General features: G+C 65.9%; 16 protein-coding genes and 1 riboswitch. Of the genes, 10 read left to right on the plus strand and 6 right to left on the minus strand.

All coding sequences use genetic code 11. From position 1 onward, the window contains the following. Nucleotides 1–44: 44 nt before the first annotated feature. The 3 genes from gcvP to gcvT are packed head-to-tail and all read right to left on the minus strand — an operon-like array spanning nt 45 to nt 4,408. Complete coding sequence (gene gcvP, locus LX70_RS19520) at nt 45–2,894, minus strand: aminomethyl-transferring glycine dehydrogenase (protein WP_105516475.1); 2,850 nt, start codon at nt 2,892–2,894, stop codon at nt 45–47. Between the two features lie 11 nt (nt 2,895–2,905). After that, nucleotides 2,906–3,265, minus strand: coding sequence for a glycine cleavage system protein GcvH (gene gcvH, locus LX70_RS19525; protein ID WP_105516476.1), 360 nt, complete (start codon nt 3,263–3,265; stop codon nt 2,906–2,908). An 18-nt stretch (nt 3,266–3,283) separates the two neighbouring features. Continuing rightward, nucleotides 3,284–4,408 (minus strand): glycine cleavage system aminomethyltransferase GcvT, encoded by a 1,125-nt coding sequence (gcvT, locus tag LX70_RS19530; RefSeq protein WP_105516477.1) that lies wholly within the window; start codon nt 4,406–4,408, stop codon nt 3,284–3,286. Nucleotides 4,409–4,556: 148 nt separating this feature from the next. Next, nucleotides 4,557–4,657, minus strand: a riboswitch (glycine riboswitch). 44 nt (nt 4,658–4,701) lie between these two features. Here gcvT and LX70_RS19535 point away from each other — a divergent pair. After that, nucleotides 4,702–5,340 (plus strand): gamma-glutamylcyclotransferase family protein, encoded by a 639-nt coding sequence (locus LX70_RS19535; RefSeq protein ID WP_342747727.1) that lies wholly within the window; start codon nt 4,702–4,704, stop codon nt 5,338–5,340. Nucleotides 5,341–5,355: 15 nt separating this feature from the next. After that, entirely contained in the window at nt 5,356–6,594 is a 1,239-nt protein-coding gene (pepT, locus tag LX70_RS19540) for a peptidase T (RefSeq protein ID WP_105516479.1), read from the plus strand. A 124-nt stretch (nt 6,595–6,718) separates the two neighbouring features. On the opposite strand, the gene gltX is transcribed toward pepT, so the two are convergent. Continuing rightward, complete coding sequence (gene gltX / locus LX70_RS19545; protein ID WP_105516480.1) at nt 6,719–8,041, minus strand: glutamate--tRNA ligase; 1,323 nt, start codon at nt 8,039–8,041, stop codon at nt 6,719–6,721. Nucleotides 8,042–8,122: 81 nt separating this feature from the next. Between gltX and LX70_RS19550 the strand changes: the two genes are divergently transcribed. The 5 genes from LX70_RS19550 (at nt 8,123) to LX70_RS19570 (ending at nt 11,840) form a co-directional block, all read left to right on the plus strand. Continuing rightward, nucleotides 8,123–8,530, plus strand: coding sequence for a metallopeptidase family protein (locus LX70_RS19550; RefSeq protein ID WP_105516507.1), 408 nt, complete (start codon nt 8,123–8,125; stop codon nt 8,528–8,530). Between the two features lie 225 nt (nt 8,531–8,755). Further along, nucleotides 8,756–9,109, plus strand: coding sequence for a CidA/LrgA family protein (locus tag LX70_RS19555; protein ID WP_105516481.1), 354 nt, complete (start codon nt 8,756–8,758; stop codon nt 9,107–9,109). Next, a complete protein-coding gene (locus tag LX70_RS19560) occupies nt 9,102–9,818 on the plus strand; it encodes an LrgB family protein (RefSeq protein WP_105516482.1) in 717 nt (238 codons plus the stop codon). The genes LX70_RS19555 and LX70_RS19560 overlap by 8 nt, the downstream gene beginning before the upstream one ends. 75 nt (nt 9,819–9,893) lie before the next feature. Continuing rightward, the gene (locus LX70_RS19565) at nt 9,894–10,823 is read left to right on the plus strand and encodes an MBL fold metallo-hydrolase (RefSeq protein ID WP_105516483.1); all 930 of its coding nucleotides are present in this window, start codon (nt 9,894–9,896) and stop codon (nt 10,821–10,823) included. Between the two features lie 72 nt (nt 10,824–10,895). Then, nucleotides 10,896–11,840 (plus strand): 1-phosphofructokinase family hexose kinase, encoded by a 945-nt coding sequence (locus tag LX70_RS19570; protein ID WP_105516484.1) that lies wholly within the window; start codon nt 10,896–10,898, stop codon nt 11,838–11,840. A gap of 95 nt (nt 11,841–11,935) precedes the next feature. Here LX70_RS19570 and wrbA read toward each other — a convergent pair whose 3' ends face one another. After that, nucleotides 11,936–12,529 (minus strand): NAD(P)H:quinone oxidoreductase, encoded by a 594-nt coding sequence (wrbA, locus tag LX70_RS19575; protein ID WP_105516485.1) that lies wholly within the window; start codon nt 12,527–12,529, stop codon nt 11,936–11,938. A 194-nt stretch (nt 12,530–12,723) separates the two neighbouring features. Next, the gene (locus tag LX70_RS19580; protein ID WP_105516486.1) at nt 12,724–14,382 is read right to left on the minus strand and encodes an NAD+ synthase; all 1,659 of its coding nucleotides are present in this window, start codon (nt 14,380–14,382) and stop codon (nt 12,724–12,726) included. 198 nt (nt 14,383–14,580) lie between these two features. On the opposite strand from LX70_RS19580, the gene LX70_RS19585 reads away from it, so the two are divergent. From LX70_RS19585 to LX70_RS19595, 3 genes are all read left to right on the plus strand, one after another. Further along, complete coding sequence (locus LX70_RS19585) at nt 14,581–16,092, plus strand: MORN repeat-containing protein (RefSeq protein ID WP_425430606.1); 1,512 nt, start codon at nt 14,581–14,583, stop codon at nt 16,090–16,092. Nucleotides 16,093–16,342: 250 nt separating this feature from the next. Then, a complete protein-coding gene (locus LX70_RS19590; protein ID WP_105516487.1) occupies nt 16,343–17,899 on the plus strand; it encodes a 2-isopropylmalate synthase in 1,557 nt (518 codons plus the stop codon). Between the two features lie 181 nt (nt 17,900–18,080). Then, a complete protein-coding gene (locus LX70_RS19595) occupies nt 18,081–19,118 on the plus strand; it encodes a rod shape-determining protein (protein WP_105516488.1) in 1,038 nt (345 codons plus the stop codon). The last annotated feature ends 11 nt before the right edge of the window (nt 19,119–19,129 follow it).

Raw genomic sequence — 19,129 nt, forward strand, 5'->3', positions numbered from 1 at the left:
CGGGGGGTCCGGGGGGCAGACCGCCCCCCGGCTGTCGCGCCAGACTACTCGGCAGCCTCCGCATAGCTCTCGACCGGCGGGCAGATGCAGACAAGGTGGCGGTCGCCATAGACGTTGTCCACCCGCCCGACCGGCGGCCAGTACTTGTCGACACGGAAGGAGGCGGGCGGGAAGCAGCCCTGCTCGCGGCTATAGGGCCGGTCCCAGTCACCGATCAGCGCATTGACCGTATGGGGCGCGTGTTTCAGCGGATTGTTCTCCGCATCCATCTCGCCCCTTTCGATCGCCGCGATCTCTTCCCGGATCGACAGCATGGCGGTGACGAAACGGTCAAGCTCCGCCTTGGTCTCCGATTCCGTCGGCTCCACCATCAGCGTTCCGGCCACCGGCCAGCTCATCGTCGGCGCGTGAAAGCCGTTGTCGATCAGCCGCTTGGCGATGTCGTCAACGGTCACATGGGCGCTGTCGGCGAAGGGCCGCGTGTCAAGGATGCATTCATGCGCCACGCGCCCGTTCCGGCCGTTGAAAAGGACGCCGTAAGCCCCTTCCAGCCGCTTCGCGATATAGTTGGCGTTCAGGATCGCGACCTTGGTCGCCTGCGTCAGCCCCTCGCCGCCCATCATCAGGACATAGGCCCATGAGATCGGCAGAATCGCGGCCGATCCCCAGGGCGCGGCGCTGACCGGCCCTTCCTGCCCGCCGGTCGCCGGATGGCCCGGCAGATAGGGCGCCAGATGCGCCTTGACGCCGATCGGCCCCATGCCCGGCCCGCCGCCGCCATGCGGGATGCAGAAGGTCTTGTGCAGGTTCAGGTGGCTGACATCGCCGCCCAGATCGCCCGGCCGCACCAGCCCCACCATCGCGTTCATGTTGGCGCCGTCGATATAGACCTGACCGCCCTGCCGATGGGTGATCTCGCAGACCTCGCGCACCGTCTCCTCGAACACGCCGTGGGTCGAGGGGTAGGTGATCATGCAGGCCGCCAGCTTTTCGCCCGCCGCTTCCGCCTTGGCACGGAAATCCTCGACGTCGATATCGCCGTTTTCGGCCGCCTTCACGACCACGACCTTCATCCCCGCCATCTGCGCCGAGGCCGGGTTGGTGCCATGGGCCGAGGTCGGGATCAGGCAGACATCCCGATGCCCCTCGCCCCGCGCCCGGTGATAGGCCTGGATCGTCAGAAGCCCGGCATATTCCCCCTGCGCGCCGGAATTGGGCTGCAAGCTCATCGCGTCGTACCCCGTGATGACGCACAGCTTTTCCGACAGGTCGCGGAACATGTCGGCATAGCCCTGCGCCTGATCGGCGGGGGCGAAGGGATGCATGTTGGCGAATTCCGGCCAGGTGATCGGCATCATCTCCGCCGCCGCGTTCAGCTTCATCGTGCAGGAGCCGAGCGGGATCATCGCCCGGTCCAGCGCAAGGTCCCGGTCGGCAAGACGGCGCATGTAGCGCATCATCTCGGTCTCGGCCCGGTTCATGTGGAAGACCGGGTGGGTGAGGTAGGCGCTTTCCCGCAACAACCCCTCGGGGATGCGGAAAAAGGCCGCCTCACCATCCGCCGCACCCTCGATCCCGAAGGCGCGGCACAGGCGTTCCACCGTCTCGGACCGTGTGGTTTCGTCCAGAGAGATACCGACCTGCGTCGTCCCGACCTTGCGCAGGTTGATCCGTTCCTCCCGCGCGGCGCGCAGGATTGCGCCCTGAAGCGGGCCGACATCCACCGTCAGCGTGTCGAAGAAATACTCGGGCGCGACGGTATAGCCCGCCTCTGCCAGCACCTCGGCCAGCCTTGCGGTACGCCGGTGGATGCGCTGCGCGATGGCCTTCAGACCCTCCGGCCCGTGGAACACCGCGTAGAACGAGGCCATGTTGGCCAAAAGCGCCTGCGCCGTGCAGACATTCGACGTCGCCTTCTCGCGCCGGATATGCTGCTCGCGGGTCTGGAGCGACAGGCGATACGCCTTGCCCCCCTGCGCGTCGATCGAGACGCCAATGATCCGGCCCGGCATCTGGCGTTTATGCGCGTCCTTGCAGGCCATATAGGCCGCCGACGGCCCGCCATAGCCCATCGGCACCCCGAAACGCTGGGTCGAGCCGACGGCGATATCCGCCCCCATGGCGCCCGGTTCCTTGAGGATACAGAGCGCCAGCGGATCGGCGATCAGGATGCCGACCGCGCCCGCCTCATGCAGTTTTGCGATATGCGGGCCGAAATCCGTCAACCCGCCATAGGTGCCGGGATACTGGAAGATCGCCCCGAAAACCGTTGACGGATCAAGCTTTTCCGGGTCGCCCACGACGATCTCGATGCCCAGCGGCTCGGCGCGGGTTTGCATAACCGCGATATTTTGCGGGTGGCAGTTTTCGTCAACGAAGAACGCGGTCGCCTTCGACTTCGCCACCCGCTGCGCCATGGTCATGGCTTCCGCCGCCGCCGTCGCCTCATCCAGAAGCGAGGCATTGGCCATCTCAAGCCCGGTCAGGTCGCAGATCATCGTCTGGTAGTTCAAAAGCGCCTCAAGCCGACCTTGCGAAATCTCCGGCTGATAGGGCGTGTAGGCCGTGTACCAGGCGGGATTTTCAAGGATATTCCGCTGGATAGCGGGCGGCGTTACAGTGCCGTAGAAACCCTGCCCGATCATCGTGGTGAAGACCTGGTTCTTCTTCGCCACCTGTCGCATGTACCACAACAGCTCGCGTTCCGACTTCGGCGCGCCGAAATCCAGCGGCGCGTCCTGACGCAGGCTTTTCGGCACGGTCTGGTCGATCAGCTCGTCCAGATCCTTCACCCCCAGCACCTCGAACATCTCCGCCATCTCGGCGGGCGATGGCCCGATGTGACGGCGGTTGGCGAAATCGTAGGGATCGTAGTCGGTGGGGGTGAAGGGCATGGCTGTCGTCCTTATCCGATCAGGTCGTTATAGGCGGCCTCGTCCATCAGCCCGTCGAGCTTGGACATATCCGCCACCTTCATCTTGAAGAACCACGCCGTGCCGGTCGGGTCCTCGTTCACAAGGCCCGGATTGTCGACGATGGCGTCATTGACCGCGACGATCTCGCCGTCCAGCGGCGCGCGGATGTCGGACGCCGCCTTGACGCTTTCGATCACGCAGATCTCATCGCCGGTGGACACGGCCTTGCCCGGCTCGGGCAGTTCGACAAAGACGACATCGCCCAGTTGCTCCGAGGCGTGCGCCGTGATGCCGACGACGACCACGTCGCCCTCGGTCTTCAGCCATTCATGGTCTTCGGTATATTTCATGGGTCTCTTCCCTGATGGTTAACGCTTGTAAGTCGTCGGCTGGAACGGCATCGGCGCGATGGTGGCGGGCAGCCGCTTGCCACGCACCTCGCCATAAACCGTCGCCCCCTCGGCCAGATCGGCGGGCAGGTAGGCCATCGCCATCGGCGCCTCGATCGACGGGCCGAACCCGCCAGAGGTCACGGCACCGATCGGCGCGCCGCCCTCGGGTCCGGCGAAAATCTCCGTCCCCTCGCGCATCGGCGCACGCCCTTCGGGGCGCAGACCGACACGGCGGCGGGCCGGGCCGTCGGCAAGGTCCTTCAGGATACGCGCCGCGCCGGGAAAGCCGCCCGCGCGCGCGCCGCCCGCCCGGCGGGCCTTCTGGATCGCCCAGGTCAGGTTGCCCTCGACCGGGGTCGTCCCCTCGTCAATATCATGGCCGTAAAGGCACATCCCGGCCTCAAGCCGCAGGCTGTCGCGGGCGCCAAGCCCGATGGGCGCCACCTCTTCCATCGCCAGCAGCTTGCGCGCGAAAGCCTCGGCAAAGGCGTTCGGGACCGAGATTTCGAACCCGTCCTCGCCGGTATAGCCAGAGCGGGAAATCCAAAGCTCCGCCGTGTCCCATTGCCGGATCGCAACATCCATGAACCTCATGTCCACCACATCCGGCACCAGCCGCGCCAGCGCCGCCTCGGCCGCCGGTCCTTGCAGCGCCAGAAGCGCGCGGTCGGTGACCATGCCCAGATCGCAATCGGGCAGACCGGCGGTCAGATGGGCGAAATCGGCCTCCTTACAGGCGGCATTGACCACCAGGAACAGGTGGTCGCCCCGGTTCGCGACCATCAGGTCGTCGAGGATGCCGCCCGCATCATTGGTGAAAAACGCATAGCGCTGCCGCCCCTCGGCCAGCCCCGCCACGTCCACCGGCACCAGCCGTTCCAGCGCCAGCGCCGCGTCCTCGACCCGGCCCGATTTGGCGGTCAGCAGGATCTGGCCCATATGGCTGACATCGAACAACCCCGCCTGCGCGCGGGTGTGCAGATGTTCCTTCAACACCCCCATCGGGTATTGCACGGGCATCTGATAGCCTGCGAAGGGGACCATCTTCGCGCCAAGCTCCAGATGCAGATCGTAAAGAACCGTTCGTTTCAGGTCGGCCATCGCCGTCCTCCCCTGTCTCGCCGGTTCAATGGGTCCGGCATCGCCTCCGGGCAAAATCCGCCCGCACCGATGCCCCCTCTGTCCCTTCGCCTGAGATCGTTATCCCTTCGGCGCCCCGGCGCGAAGCCGAGATCTCTCCAGAGTTTTCGTGGCCAGGCCGGTCCTTGCGCCTGAGAGATTACCGGGGCGGTTGCTCCTTCGGCACCGGCGCGGGGGGTGACCCCGACCGGATTCTCCCGGACCTGACGCCTCTCGTTACCCCGGATCGCCTGCGTTCGGCAAGAGGGTATGCCATGGGATACGACACTTCGGCGCAAGTTAGCGACACCCTTGCGCCACCCCGCGCGGCCGGGTCATATCGCGCCATGACCGACCGCCACCCCGCCTTCTTTGGCTATGGATCGCTCGTCAACCGGGCGACGCATGACTATGCGCCCGCCACCCCCGCCCGGCTCTCTGGCTGGCGCCGGGTCTGGCGGCACACCCGGCTGCGCGACTGGCCCTATCTGTCCGCCGAACCCGCCGAGGCGGAGATCGACGGGCTGATCGCCGCCGTTCCGGGCGACGACTGGGCCACCCTCGACCTGCGCGAGGCCGCCTATCGCCGCCATCCCCTCTCCCATGACCGTCTCACCACCGCGCCCGGCTGGGCGCAGCGGATCGAGATCTACGCCGTGGATGAAGCACATGGCCTGCCGCCCAATGCCCACCCGATCCTGCTAAGCTATCTCGATACCGTGGTGCAGGGCTTCCTGCGCGAATTCGGGCCGGCCGGCGTCGCGGGCTTTTTCGCCACCACCGCCGGATGGTGCGCGCTTCTCGACGACCGCGCCGCGCCGCATTACCCGCGCAGTCAGCCCACCACCACCGCCGAACGCCGCCTTGTCGATGACCATGCCGAGGCACTTGGCCTGACGCGGCTGCCATCCTGATCCCCGGAGACCCCGATGCGAACCGATTTCGACGCCGAGCTTGAAGAGCGCCTTCTGCGCTACACCGCCATCGACACCCAAAGCGATGAGGCATCCGACAGCCAGCCCAGCACGGCGATCCAGCTGAACCTTTCGCGCCTGCTGGAACAGGAACTGACGGCGATCGGGGCGAAGGACGTGCGCCTGACCGATTACGGCGCGGTGCTTGCCACGATCCCCGCCACCGCACCGGACGCGCCGACCATCGGCTTTCTCGCCCATGTCGATACCGCCCCGCAGTTCAACGCCACCGGCGTCAAGCCGCGCGTTCACCGCGCCTGGGACGGCAGCGCCATCACCTACCCCGACGCCCCCGACCTGGTGCTGTCGCCCGAGACCTCCGCCTATCTTGGCACCAAGACCGGGGACGACATCGTCACCGCCAGCGGCGCGACGCTTCTGGGGGCCGACGACAAGGCCGGGGTCGCGATCGTCATGACCGCCGCCCGGCACCTTCTGGCAAACCCCGCGATCCCGCATGGCAAGATCCGCATCGCCTTCACGCCGGACGAAGAGGTCGGGCGCGGCGTCGATCCCCGGCTGCCAAAGGACCTTGACGCCGATTTCGCCTATACGCTCGACGGCGGAAAACTGGGGGAGATCGAATACGAAAGCTTCTCCGCCGACGGGGCCACGGTCACGATCAAGGGCGTCTCGATCCACCCCGGCTGGGCCAAAGGCAAGCTGGTGAACGCCCTGCATCTGGCTGCGAAGATCGTCCAGACCCTGCCGCAGGCCACCATGACGCCCGAGACGACAGAGGGCCGCGAGGGGTTCCTCCATGTCTATGAGATGTCGGGCGGCGCGGCCGAGGCGCGGATCAAGCTGATCCTGCGCGACTTCGAACTCGACAGCCTCGCCGCGAAGGGCGCGCTTCTGCAACAGGTCTGCGCGGCCGTCCAGGCAGGCGAACCCCGCGCGCAGATCGCCTGCGAGATCAGGCCGCAATACCGCAACATGCGCTACTGGCTGGAAAAGGACATGACGCCCGTCGACCTCGCCCGTGCCGCCTGCCGCGAGATCGGGGTTGATCCCGTCTCGGTCCCCATTCGTGGCGGCACCGACGGTTCGCGCCTGACCGAGATGGGCGTGCCCTGCCCCAACGTCTTCACCGGCATGCAGGAAATTCACGGGCCCCTGGAATGGATCAGCGTGCAGGACATGGCGGCTGCCACCAAGGTCTGCCTCAGGCTCATGGAACTCGCCGCCCCGTAGGATGGGCGATATCGCCCATTCTGGTGGAACTGGTTACCCGGTCGGATGGGCATATTGCCCATCCTACACTGGTGGAACTGGAGGCACTGTAGGATGGGCAATATGCCCATCCCATATTCGGCGCCTACCCCCGCGCGCGGACCTTTTGCAAAAGCGGCATCAGTTCGCCCATGTCCGGCCCCTGCGCCTCGCCCGTGACGGCAAGCCTCAGCGGCATGAAAAGCCCCTTGCCCTTGCGGCCGGTCTTGTCCTTCACCGCCGCGGTCCACTCGGCCCAGGTCGTGTCGGAATAGGGCGGCGGCGGCAGAAGCGCCATCGCCTCCTTCACGAACGCCGCATCCTCTGCCGCGACGACCGGCTCCGCCCCGTCGCGGCACAGCGTCCACCAGTGGCCAAGGTCATCCAGCCGGGTGATGTTCTGCGAGGCGACGCGCCAGAACCGCTCCGCCATCCCGTCCGGCACGCCCAGCGCCGCGATTCTGTCCTTCACCGTCTCGAAGGGCAGCGCATGGTTGCGCGCGCGGGTCAGCGGCCAGAGGTCTTCGGCGTCGAACTTCGTCGGCGCCGCGCCGAATTGCGACAGCTCAAACCCGTCCGCAATCTCGTCCAGCGACATCATCAGTTCCACCGGCTGCGAGGAGCCGAGCCGCGCCATCAGGCTCAAGAGCGCCTCTTTCGCCACGCCCTCTGCCCGCAGGTCACGCAAGCTCAGCGTGCCAAGGCGTTTCGACAGCCCTTCACCCTGCGGCCCGGTCAGCAGCGAATGGTGCGCGAAGGCGGGGGGCGTGCCACCGATGGCGCGCATGATCTGCACCTGCGTCGCGGTATTGGTCACATGGTCCGCACCACGCACGATATGGGTGATGCCCATGTCCACGTCATCGACCGAAGACGCGAAGGTATAAAGCACCTGCCCGTCGGCGCGGATCAGGACCGGGTCCGATACGCTGGCGGTGTCGATGGAGACCGGCCCGAGGATCCCATCCGTCCATTCCGTCCGCTGCTGGTCCAGCTTGAAGCGCCAATAGGGGTCCTTTTCGGCCCGCAGCTTGTCCTTTTCCGCCGTCGACAGGTCCAACCCGGCGCGGTCATAGACCGGCGGCTTGCCCATGTTCAGCAGTTTCTTGCGCTTCAGGTCCAGTTCGGTCGGGGTCTCGAACACCTCGTAAAGATCGCCCGAGGCGCGCAGCCCGTCGGCCACCTCGGCGTAGCGGTCCAGCCGCTTCGACTGCTGCTCGATCCGGTCCCAGTGCAGGCCCAGCCAGTCGAGATCCTGCTTGATCCCGTCCATATACTCCTGCTTCGAGCGTTCCTGGTCGGTATCGTCCAGACGCAGGATGAACGTGCCGCCGGTCTTGCGGGCGATCAGGTAGTTCATCAGCGCGGTGCGCAGGTTGCCCACATGGATATAGCCGGTGGGCGACGGGGCGAAACGGGTCACGGTCATGGGTTGTCTCCTGTCCGCCCCCCTCTTTCACAGGACGCGGATTTTGTCCATATGAAGCCCTGGAACCGCAAGGACGGACGCATGAATGACTGGCTGGGGCGTGTCGCGCCCGATCTTGAGACGATCGAGCAGATGGCGCTGAACACCATCGCGGCGCTGCCGCCGAAATTCGCAGGCCCGGCGCGCGGCGTCATCGTGCGGGTTGAGGACTTCGCCCCCGATGAGGTTCTCGACGATATGGAGATCGAGAACCCCTTTGAGCTGACGGGCATCTATGACGGGATTCCGCTGACCGAAAAGTCGGTGATGGACGTGATCGACCGGCCCGACATGATCTGGCTGTTCCGCCGCCCGATCCTTGACGAATGGGCCGAACGCGGCGACGTGAGCCTTGGCCAGCTGGTCGCGCATGTGATGATCCACGAGCTTGCCCACCATTTCGGCTGGTCCGACGAGGAAATCGCCACAATCGACAGGTGGTGGGAGTGAGGTGCGCCCGGACGATCTTCCAGTGGAAGATCGTCAGCACCGAACGCCCGAGGTGAAAACCGAGGGCCAACGGGATCAGAAATCGTCCAGTGGACGATTTCCCCGTCGAACGCCCGAGGCCTCTGCCGAGGGCAAGCGCCCCCGGCGCCCCCCCCCCCAACGCCCCACTTGGCAGCGCCCCCGCCCCGGCCTAGCCTTGGCCGCGATCCCAGCCGGAGGCGACCGATGATCCAGCCCCTTCTCGCCCTTCTCGCCTGCCAGCTTGGCGGTGAGGCCGCCGCCCGCGTGCTTGCCGTACCGCTTCCCGGCCCGGTGATCGGGATGCTCCTCATGCTCGCGCTCCTTCTCACCCTGCCGCGCTTCGTCACCCTGATGCGCCCGCTGGCGGAGGGGATCCTTGCCCATCTATCGCTTCTCTTCGTTCCGGCGGGGGTGGGGGTGGTCGGCCATGTCGCCACGCTCGGCACGCAGGCGGTGGCCCTTCTGGTCGCGGTCGTCGTCTCGACCGTTCTGGCGATCGCAGCCGGGGCGCTGACCTTCGTCGCGGTGGCGCGGCTGACGGGGGCGGGCGATGACTGATCTCGCGACCTTCTGGTCCTACCTTTCGGAGGGGCCGCTTCTGTGGCTGACGCTGACGCTTGCGGCCTACCTCGTCGGTGACGCGGCCTATCGCCGGTCGGGGCGGAAGCCTTACGTCAACACCGTCCTCGTCGCCGTGGCGATCCTGGCGCTGATCCTCTGGGCGACCGGCACACCCTACGGCACCTATTTCGAGGGCGCGCAATTCGTCCACTTCCTGCTTGGCCCCGCCACCGTCGCGCTGGCGCTGCCGCTTTACGACAACCTCGCGCGCCTGCGCCGCGCCGCGCTGCCGGTCGTGGCAGCGGTGATCGTCGGGTCCAGCGTCGCCGCAGGTTCGGCTGTCGGCATCGCCGCTCTCATGGGCGCCGGGGATCAGGCGTTGGCCTCGCTCGCCCCGAAATCGGCCACCGCCCCGGTCGCCATCGGCATTGCCGAACAGATCGGCGGCGCGCCGACGCTGACCGCCGTCCTCGTGATCCTGACTGGCATCACCGGCGCGGTGATCGCAACGCCGCTTCTGAACGCGCTCGGCATTCGCGACTGGCGCGCGCGGGGCCTGTCGGTAGGGGTGGCCGCCCATGGTATCGGCACCGCCCGCGCCTTTCAGGTCAACCCCACGGCAGGCGCCTTTTCCGGCCTCGGCATGGCGCTGAATGCCGTTGCCACCGCCTTTGTCGCGCCGCTGGTCCTTGATCTGTTCCGATAAGACGACACGGGATTGTGATCCGCCCGCACGCCCCGCGCCGCTACCCTTGAGACTTTACCCCAAGGGAGAGACGACATGTTTTCAGGTCCGAAGCTGAGCCGCCGCCACGCCCTTCTTGCCGGGGCCGCCGCCCCCCTCGTGGCGCTTTCCGCACGCCCGGCCGTCGCCAAGGCCGACATGATGGGCATGGCCACCCCCGGTTTCAGCCGCTTCAAGCACGGCGATTTCGAGGTCACCACCCTTCTGGCCGGAACCCGCCCGGTCCCCGACCCGCACACGATCTTCGGCCTGAACGCCGATGACGCCGCCTTTGCGGAAACCTCCGCCGCCGCGCATCTGCCGACCGATGTCGCGCAGTTCTTCTTCACCCCGACCCTCATCAACACCGGCGCCGAACTGATCCTTTTCGACACCGGCCTTGCGCCGGAAGGCATCACCGCAGCCCTTCAGGGTGCGGGCTACAGCGCCGATCAGGTCGATACCGTGGTCCTGACCCATATGCATGGCGATCATATCGGCGGCATGGCCGGGGATGGCGGCGCCACCTTCGCCAATGCCCGCTACGTCACCGGGCAGGTCGAATACGACCACTGGGCGGCGGCTGGGAATGAAGGCTTCGACACCAAGGTCCGCCCCTTCGCCGAAAAGTTCACCTTCCTGGATGACGGCGGCAGCGTTGCGCCCGGCATCACCGCCATCGCCGCCTTTGGCCACACGCCCGGCCATATGGGGTATATGGTGGAAAGCGGCGGCAAGGGCCTTGTCCTCATCGCCGACACGGCGAACCATTACGTCTGGTCGCTCGCCCGCCCGGACTGGGAGGTGAAGTTCGACATGGACAAGGCGATGGCGGCAGAGACCCGGCGCCGTGTCCTTGGCATGATCGCCGCCGACCGGCTGCCCTTCATCGGCTATCACATGCCCTTCCCCGCTACCGGCTTCATCGACGCCGACGGCGACGGGTTCCGCTATGTGCCGTCCTCCTACCAGCTGATGCTTGGCTGATCCGGGCGCGGGGCCTTCACGGCCCCCGCCTTTCCTGCCAGTCTGGGGGCAGGCAGATAACCCGGAGCGGCCATGACCCCGATTGTCACCGTCACGCTCAACCCCGCGCTCGACGTTTCCACCGCGACCGAGACAGTCGCCCCCGGCCGCAAACTGCGGTGCGAGGCGCCGCGCATCGACCCCGGCGGCGGCGGCATCAATGTCAGCCGGGTGATCCGGCGGCTGGGCGGCCACAGCCTTGCTCTCGTGGCGCTGGCCGGTGCGACGGGGGAGCGGCTGAAACAGGCGCTTGAGGCCGACGGCATCGCCGCCCGCTACCTGCGTGCGCCCGGCGAGACGCGCGAAAGCCTGTCGGTGATCGACCGCACTACGGGCGAACAGTACCGCTTCGTCCTGCCCGGCACACAGTGGGGCGTCGATGACGGCGAAGCGGCGCTGGATGCCGTCGCGGTCGCCACGCCCCCCGGTGCGCTGGTGGTGATGTCGGGCAGCCAGCCGCCCGGCCTTGCGCCCGACCTGCCCGCCGAACTGGCCCGCCGCCTCGCCCCGAAGGGCGCGCACCTCATCCTCGACACCTCGGGCGCCGCGCTTGCAGCCGCGCGCCATTCCCCCCATCCCGCCCATGTCCTCAGGATGGATGAGGTCGAGGCAGAGGCACTGGCGGGCCGCCCCCTGCCCGAACGCACCCACACCGCCGATTTCGCGGAAGAGCTGATCCGCGACGGCGCGGCGCAGATCGTCATCATCGCCCGCGGCGCGGACGGCTCCGTCCTTGCCACCCAAGGCGCGCGCCATTTCTGCCGCGCGGCCCAGGTGCCGGTGAACAGCAAGACCGGCGCGGGCGACAGTTTCCTTGCCGCCTTCACCCTGGCGCTTGCGCAAGAGGCCGACCACCCGACGGCCCTGACCGCCGCCGTCGCCGCCGCCAGCGCCGCCGTGATGACCGAGGCGACAGAGTTGTGCCGCGCCGAGGATGCGCTGCGGCTGATCGCCGATTGCCCCTCGACGCAGCTTTGAAGCGTTCCGGGTTTTCGTTGAGAACGTAAGTGTCAGAATTCGAACGAAATAAGCTCGAATTCTGAGTCAGTGCAAACCCGAAATGCTATAACCGCTTACCCGCGCAGCTTCTTCGTCATCTCGACCAGACGCTTCGCCTGATGCGCGACCGCCGCCCGGCCCTTGTCGTCGAACTGGCCCGCATTGGCGGAATAGCCATAGGGGTTGCCGCCGGCGTCAGAAACCACCTGATCGGTATAGCCCGGCGGCACCAGCACCGCGCCCCAATGCATCGCGCTGGTGTAAAGCGACAGCAGCGTCGCCTCCTGCCCGCCATGCGCGTTGCCCGCGCTCGTCGTCGCGGTAAAGGTCTTGTCGGTCAGCCCGCCCTTTTGCCAAAGCGGGCCAAGCGTGTCGATGAAGGCGCGCATCTGGCTTGCCACCACCCCATAGCGCGTGGGGCCAGAGAAGAAATAGCCATCGGCCCAGCCCATGTCCTCGGGCGTGGCATGCTCGACATGGGCGGTCTTCTCGGCATGGGCCTTCCAGGCATCCTGCCCTTTCACGACCTCGTCCGGCGCGGTCTCACGCACCTTGCGGAGCCGCACCTCGGCGCCCGCCTCTTCGGCGGCCTTCGCGGCGGCCTCGGCGATGGCGTGGTTGGTGCCATAGGTGGAATAGTAGACAACGGCGATCTTCGGCTTGGACATGGAACCCTCCTTTCGGGATTGTTCCAGTCTAACGCAAAGCAGCTGATCCGGTTCTCCGCCACCGCCCACAGCCGCTGTGCGCGGTCGCACAATTCCGGCACCCGTCGCGACGAAAACCCTACGGATACCCTACAGAAATCCTACAAAAAACCCACAGGGGTTTCTTGTAAAGTCAAAGGGTTACGACCCACTCGTCAGCCCTCATCGCGCCAGCGGTTGACGATCGGATAGCGCCGGTCAAGCCAGAAGGCCATCGTCGTCAGCCGCGTTCCCGGCGCCGACTGGAACCGCTTGTGTTCCGAGATATAAAGAAGATGTTCGACCTTCTTGACGGTCGCCCGGTCAAAGCCCGCCGCGACGATCTCTGCCACCGACTGCTCGCCCTCGATCAGCCGTTCAAGGATCGCGTCCAGCACTTCATAGGGCGGCAGGCTGTCCTGATCCTTCTGGTTGTCCCGCAGTTCGGCCGAGGGCGGCTTGTCGATGACGCGGGGCGGAATGACCTCGCCCGCCGGCCCCATCATCCAGTCGCGGTGATTGCGGTTGCGCCAGCGGCAGGTTTCGAAGACGCGCGTTTTATACAGGTCTTTCAGCGGGTTATACCCCCCCGCCATGTCGCCGTAGATGGTGCAGTAACCCACCGCGACCTCGGACTTGTTGCCGGTGGTCAGCAACATACCCCCGAACTTGTTGGAGATCGCCATCAGGATCAGTCCGCGCAAACGCGACTGGATATTTTCCTCCGCGATGCCGGGTTTGGTCCCGGCGAAAAGTCCGCCCAGCGCCGTCTCGACCGCATCGCGCGGCCCCTCGATCGGCACCGTATCATAGGGGCAGCCAAGCGCATTGGCGACCGCCGCCGCATCCTCAAGCGAATGGGCAGAGGTGTATTCCGACGGCAGCATCACGCAGCGCACGTTTTCCGGCCCGATCGCGTCCGAGGCGATGGTGGCCACCAGCGCGGAATCGATCCCGCCCGACAGGCCAAGCAGCACCTTTCCGAAGCCACTTTTGCGCAAATAATCCCGCAAGGACAAGACCATGGCGTGGTAGTCCTGTTCCCAGTCATCGGGCTGCGGCGCCATTTCGCCCGGCAGGATACGCCAGCCGTCAGCGCCATTCTCAAGGTCCAGATGGGTGATCGCCTCGACCATCGGCGGCAGTTGCATCATCAGCTTGCCACCGGGGTTCAGCGCGAAACTCGCCCCGTCGAAGACCTGATCGTCCTGCGCGCCGACCGTATTCAGGTAGATCAGCGGCAACCCCGTCTCCACCACCCGCGCGACCATATGCTGCATCCGCAGGTCGATCTTGCGGCGCCGATAGGGGGAGCCGTTGGGGATGAACAGCACCTCGGCCCCGGTTTCCTCAAGCGTCTCTGCCACGTCCTCATGCCAGGCATCCTCGCAGACAGGCGTGCCAAGGCGCAGCGGACCGATCCGGTAAGGCCCTGAAATCGGGCCGGAATCGAAGATGCGCACCTCATCGAACACATCCTCGTTCGGAAGGTGATGCTTCAGCATCTTCGCCTCGATCCGCCCGCCCCGCAGGATGAAATAGGCGTTGTAAAGCCTGCCACCCTCTGCCCATGGCCCGCCGATGCCCAACGCGGGGCCATCCGTTACCGTGGCCGCCAGCGCCTCGACCGCCGCCATCGCGTCGCGGCGGAAGGCCGGGCGGCGCACCAGATCCTGCGTCTGATAGCCGGTCACGAACATTTCAGGCAGCGCGACAATGTCGGTCCCTGCCGCCTTGCCGTCCTCCCACGCGGCGCGTGCCTTGGCGATGTTGTCGGCGATCGCGCCCACGGTGGGGTTAAGCTGTGCCAGGGTCAGGCGGAATCTCTCGGCCATCGGGGTCTCCCGCAGTCTTGGTTTCCCCCTCTCTTAGCAGAGTTGCCGGGCGGCGAAAGCCTGCACGGCCATCGCGGCCAATGTCTTGCCACTGCAAGGCGCTGGCTTTAGGTTTCTTCCCCGTGGGTAAGGTCGGTCCGGGCGGCGGGTTTCAATGCGCCGCGGACCGGGAACAAGAAGCAGAAGAGGTGGTCGGGTATGGGTCTGAAAGGCAGCATGGCGTTCCGGGGGCTGATCGCGGCGGCGATGATTCTGCCCCCCCTCGGCGCGCTCGCGCAGGATGTCGTCACCAAGGAATATGACGACGGCGGGATCTATGAAGGCACCTTCAAGGACGGCAAGCAACACGGTCAGGGCAGCTACAAGCTTCCCAACGGCTACGAATATACCGGCGACTGGGTCGAGGGGGAGATCCTCGGCCAGGGCATCGCGCATTATCCCAACGGTTCGGTCTATACCGGCGCTTTCGTGAAGGGCAAACCGGAAGGCAAGGGCAAGATCACCTTTGCCGATGGCGGCACCTACGAAGGCGACTGGGTGAACGGTGAGATCGAGGGCCAGGGGACCGCGCATTACGCCAATGGCGTGACCTATACCGGCGGCTTCACCAAGGCGCTGCACAACGGCACCGGCAAGATGGAAAGCCCCGGCGGCTACACCTATGAGGGCGACTGGGTGATGGGCGTCAAGGAGGGCAAGGGCAAGATCACCTATCCCGACGGCGCGGTCTATGAAGGCGACATGCTGCGCGGCCAGCGCGCCGGTCAGGGCAAGCTGACGCTGGCCGACGGGCTGACCTATGACGGCGCCTGGGTCGATGGCCAGATGAACGGACAGGGCAAGCTGACCCAGCCCAACGGCGATGTGTATGAGGGCGATTTCGCCGCCGGAAAACGCGACGGTCAGGGCAAGCTGACCTATGCCTCCGGCGATGTCTATGAGGGCAGCTTTGCCGCCGACAAGCGTCAGGGCAAGGGCGTCTTTCGCGGCACCGACGGCTATATCTATGACGGCGACTGGGTCGAGGGCCGGATCGAAGGGGCGGGCAAGGTCACCTATCCCGATGGCTCGGTCTATGAGGGGCAGTTCGCCCGCGATCTGGCCAACGGCAAGGGCAAGATCACCTATGCAGACGGCGCCACCTATGAAGGCGACTGGAAGGACGGCGTGATCGAGGGCGCGGGCATCGCCACCTATGCCAACGGCCTTGTTTATGAAGGCGCGTTCAAGGCCGGCAAGAACGACGGCAAGGGCAAGATGACCTATCACGACGGCTATACCTATGACGGCGACTGGAAAGCGGGCCAGCGCGCGGGTCAGGGTGTCGCGACCTATGCCGACGGCACGGTCTATACCGGCGGCTTCGCCAACGGTCAGCGCGAGGGTCAGGGCGAGATCGTGATGCCCGACGGCTTCAAATATTCCGGCGCATGGAAGGCGGGCGAGATCGACGGCAAGGGCATTGCGACCTATGCCAATGGCGACGTCTATGAGGGCAATTTCGTCAAGGGCAAGCGGCAGGGCCAGGGCGTCATGCGCTATGCCACGGGCGAGACGGAATCCGGCACCTGGACCGAGGGCGCGCTGACCGAAGAGGCGCCGGTCACCGATCCCGCCGCCCCCGATGCCGCCGCGACCGGCGAAAGTGTTGCGCCGCCCGCCGACGCGACCCCGCCGCAGGACGGCACCACCCCGCCCCCGGCCAACTGACCCGGCGGAAACGGCAAAAACCCAAGGCAGGGCGGGAAGCGATTTTTCCGTCTTTCCTTTTCCGAATCCCTGCCTATAGTCGCAGCCCATGACACGAAGCCTGCATATCGCATCTCTCGCCCGCGCGCCCCGCGCGGCGTCGCTTCGTGGACTGCTCCTCCTTAGCCGCCTCTGAGCGTGCCTTTCGGCGCGACCGCTCAGAGGTGACACCGCGCCACAGATGCTAAGGACAGAACGAGAGATCAGGACCATGACAACCAAACCCGAAAATGACCGCGTCGTAATCTTCGACACGACCCTGCGCGATGGCGAACAGTCGCCCGGCGCGACCATGACCCATGACGAAAAGCTCGAAATCGCCGAGATGCTGGACGAGATGGGCGTGGACATCATCGAGGCGGGCTTTCCCATCGCCTCCGAAGGGGACTTCGAGGCGGTTTCTGACATCGCGAAACAGGCGAAGAACGCGGTGATCTGCGGGCTGGCGCGCGCGCAGTTCAAGGATATCGACCGCTGCTGGGAGGCGGTGAAACACGCGAAACGCCCGCGCATTCACACCTTCATCGGCACCTCGCCGCTCCACCGCGCTATCCCCAATCTGGACATGGACCAGATGGCGGAGCGTATTCACGACACCGTCAGCCATGCCCGCAACCTCTGCGACAACGTCCAGTGGTCGCCGATGGACGCGACCCGGACGGAACACGACTATCTCTGCCGCGTGGTGGAGATTGCGATCAAGGCGGGCGCGACGACGATCAACATCCCCGACACCGTGGGCTACACCGCCCCGCGCGAGTCGGCCGACCTGATCCGCATGCTGATCGAAAAAGTGCCGGGCGCGGATGAGGTGGTCTTTGCCACCCACTGCCACAACGATCTCGGCATGGCGACGGCGAACTCTCTGGCCGCCGTCGAGGCGGGCGCGCGCCAGATCGAATGCACGATCAACGGTCTGGGCGAACGCGCGGGCAACACCGCGCTTGAGGAAGTGGTGATGGCGCTGAAGGTACGCCATGACATCATGCCCTATTCGACCGCCATCGACACGACGAAGATCATGAACATCTCCCGCCGCGTCGCCGCCGTGTCGGGCTTTCCGGTGCAGTTCAACAAGGCCATCGTCGGCAAGAACGCCTTTGCCCATGAAAGCGGCATCCATCAGGACGGGATGCTGAAGAACTCAGAGACGTTCGAGATCATGCGCCCGCAGGACATCGGCCTTGCCGGGACCTCGCTGCCCTTGGGCAAGCATTCGGGGCGCGCCGCGCTGCGCGCGAAGCTGAACGATCTGGGCTTTGACCTTGCGGACAACCAGCTCAACGACGTTTTCGTGCGGTTCAAGGCGCTCGCCGACCGCAAGAAAGAGGTCTATGACGACGATCTGGTCGCCCTGATGGCCGACAGCGCCTCCGAGGAAAACGACCGCATCCAGGTCAAGTTCCTGCGCGTGATCTGCGGCACCGAGGCGCCGCAATCGGCCGACCTGATCCTGACCATCGACGGCACCGATCATCAGGTGACGGCGCAGGGCGACGGGCCTGTGGACGCGACGTTCAACGCGGTCAAGCGGCTTTTCCCGCATACCGCGCGGCTGGCGCTTTATCAGGTTCATGCGGTGACCGAAGGCACCGACGCGCAGGCCACCGTTTCGGTGCGTCTGGAAGAGGACGGCAAGATCGTCACCGGCCAGTCTTCGGACACCGATACGGTCGTCGCCAGCGCCAAGGCCTATGTCAGCGCGCTCAACAACCTCATCGTTCGGCGTGCCAAGACCAAGCCCGCGGAAGAGCTGAAGTCGGCTTAGTGACATTCCACGGGGTGGTGGCACCCTGCCCCGCCCCGTGGATGTTCGATATTGAAAAGCAGGCGAAATCCTGCGTGAGCGGCTGACCAGCCCCTTTCGCTGATGGGTCCCGACGCCTATAACAACCCCCGGCCCGCGCACCCTGAGTCGCGGGCCGTGGATTTTACGGAGCGGACGGATCATGGCAGGATTTGGCGGGCTGTTTTCACAGGACATGGCGATCGACCTCGGCACGGCGAACACGCTGGTCTATGTGCGCGGCAAGGGTATCGTGCTGAACGAACCCTCGGTCGTGGCCTACCACGTCAAGGACGGCAAGAAGCAGGTGCTGGCCGTGGGCGAGGATGCCAAGCTGATGCTCGGCCGCACCCCCGGCTCTATCGAGGCGATCCGGCCGATGCGCGAGGGCGTCATCGCCGATTTCGACACCGCCGAGGAGATGATCAAGCACTTCATCCGCAAGGTCCATCGCCGCTCCACCTTCTCCAAGCCGAAGATCATCGTCTGCGTCCCCCATGGCGCGACCCCGGTTGAAAAGCGCGCGATCCGCCAGTCGGTCATTTCCGCTGGCGCCCGCAAGGCCGGGCTGATCGCCGAACCCATCGCTGCCGCCATCGGCGCGGGGATGCCGATCACCGATCCGACCGGGTCCATGGTCGTCGACATCGGCGGCGGCACCACCGAGGTCGCGGTGCTGTCGCTGGGTGACATCGTCTATGCCCGTTCCGTTCGTGTCGGCGGCGACCGCATGGATGAGGCCATCGTCAGCCACCTGCGCCGCCAGCAGAACCTGTTGATCGGCGAAAGCACGGCCGAGCGGATCAAGACCTCCATCGGCACCGCGCGGATGCCCGATGACGGGCGCGGCGCCTCGATGCAGATCCGTGGCCGTGACCTTCTGAACGGCGTCCCGAAGGAGATTGAGATCAACCAGGCACAGGTCGCCGAGGCGCTGGCCGAACCCGTCCAGCAGATCTGCGAGGCGGTGATGACCGCGCTTGAGGCGACGCCCCCCGACCTTGCCGCCGACATCGTCGATCGCGGCGTCATGCTGACCGGCGGCGGCGCGCTTCTGGGGGAACTTGATCTGGCGCTGCGTGAACAGACGGGGCTTTCGATCTCTATCGCCGACCAGTCACTGAATTGTGTGGCGCTGGGGACCGGCAAGGCTCTGGAGTATGAAAAACAGCTCCGGCATGTCATAGATTACGACAGCTGAGCCAAGGCGCC

The sequence above is a fragment of the Albidovulum denitrificans genome, assembly GCF_002973535.1.
GTDB lineage: Bacteria > Pseudomonadota > Alphaproteobacteria > Rhodobacterales > Rhodobacteraceae > Albidovulum > Albidovulum denitrificans.

Excerpts from the sequence above, each read along its gene's own strand:
- pepT (WP_105516479.1), top strand. The coding sequence starts at position 5,356 with ATGCGAACCGATTTCGACGCCGAGCTTGAAGAGCGCCTTCTGCGCTAC.
- LX70_RS19555 (WP_105516481.1), top strand. The coding sequence starts at position 8,756 with ATGATCCAGCCCCTTCTCGCCCTTCTCGCCTGCCAGCTTGGCGGTGAG.
- LX70_RS19585 (WP_425430606.1), top strand. The coding sequence starts at position 14,581 with ATGGGTCTGAAAGGCAGCATGGCGTTCCGGGGGCTGATCGCGGCGGCG.
- LX70_RS19565 (WP_105516483.1), top strand. The coding sequence starts at position 9,894 with ATGTTTTCAGGTCCGAAGCTGAGCCGCCGCCACGCCCTTCTTGCCGGG.
- LX70_RS19570 (WP_105516484.1), top strand. The coding sequence starts at position 10,896 with ATGACCCCGATTGTCACCGTCACGCTCAACCCCGCGCTCGACGTTTCC.
- LX70_RS19580 (WP_105516486.1), bottom strand. The coding sequence starts at position 14,382 with ATGGCCGAGAGATTCCGCCTGACCCTGGCACAGCTTAACCCCACCGTG.
- LX70_RS19550 (WP_105516507.1), top strand. The coding sequence starts at position 8,123 with ATGAATGACTGGCTGGGGCGTGTCGCGCCCGATCTTGAGACGATCGAG.
- gcvH (WP_105516476.1), bottom strand. The coding sequence starts at position 3,265 with ATGAAATATACCGAAGACCATGAATGGCTGAAGACCGAGGGCGACGTG.
- LX70_RS19595 (WP_105516488.1), top strand. The coding sequence starts at position 18,081 with ATGGCAGGATTTGGCGGGCTGTTTTCACAGGACATGGCGATCGACCTC.
- gltX (WP_105516480.1), bottom strand. The coding sequence starts at position 8,041 with ATGACCGTGACCCGTTTCGCCCCGTCGCCCACCGGCTATATCCATGTG.
- gcvT (WP_105516477.1), bottom strand. The coding sequence starts at position 4,408 with ATGGCCGACCTGAAACGAACGGTTCTTTACGATCTGCATCTGGAGCTT.
- LX70_RS19560 (WP_105516482.1), top strand. The coding sequence starts at position 9,102 with ATGACTGATCTCGCGACCTTCTGGTCCTACCTTTCGGAGGGGCCGCTT.
- LX70_RS19590 (WP_105516487.1), top strand. The coding sequence starts at position 16,343 with ATGACAACCAAACCCGAAAATGACCGCGTCGTAATCTTCGACACGACC.
- wrbA (WP_105516485.1), bottom strand. The coding sequence starts at position 12,529 with ATGTCCAAGCCGAAGATCGCCGTTGTCTACTATTCCACCTATGGCACC.
- gcvP (WP_105516475.1), bottom strand. The coding sequence starts at position 2,894 with ATGCCCTTCACCCCCACCGACTACGATCCCTACGATTTCGCCAACCGC.
- LX70_RS19535 (WP_342747727.1), top strand. The coding sequence starts at position 4,702 with ATGGGATACGACACTTCGGCGCAAGTTAGCGACACCCTTGCGCCACCC.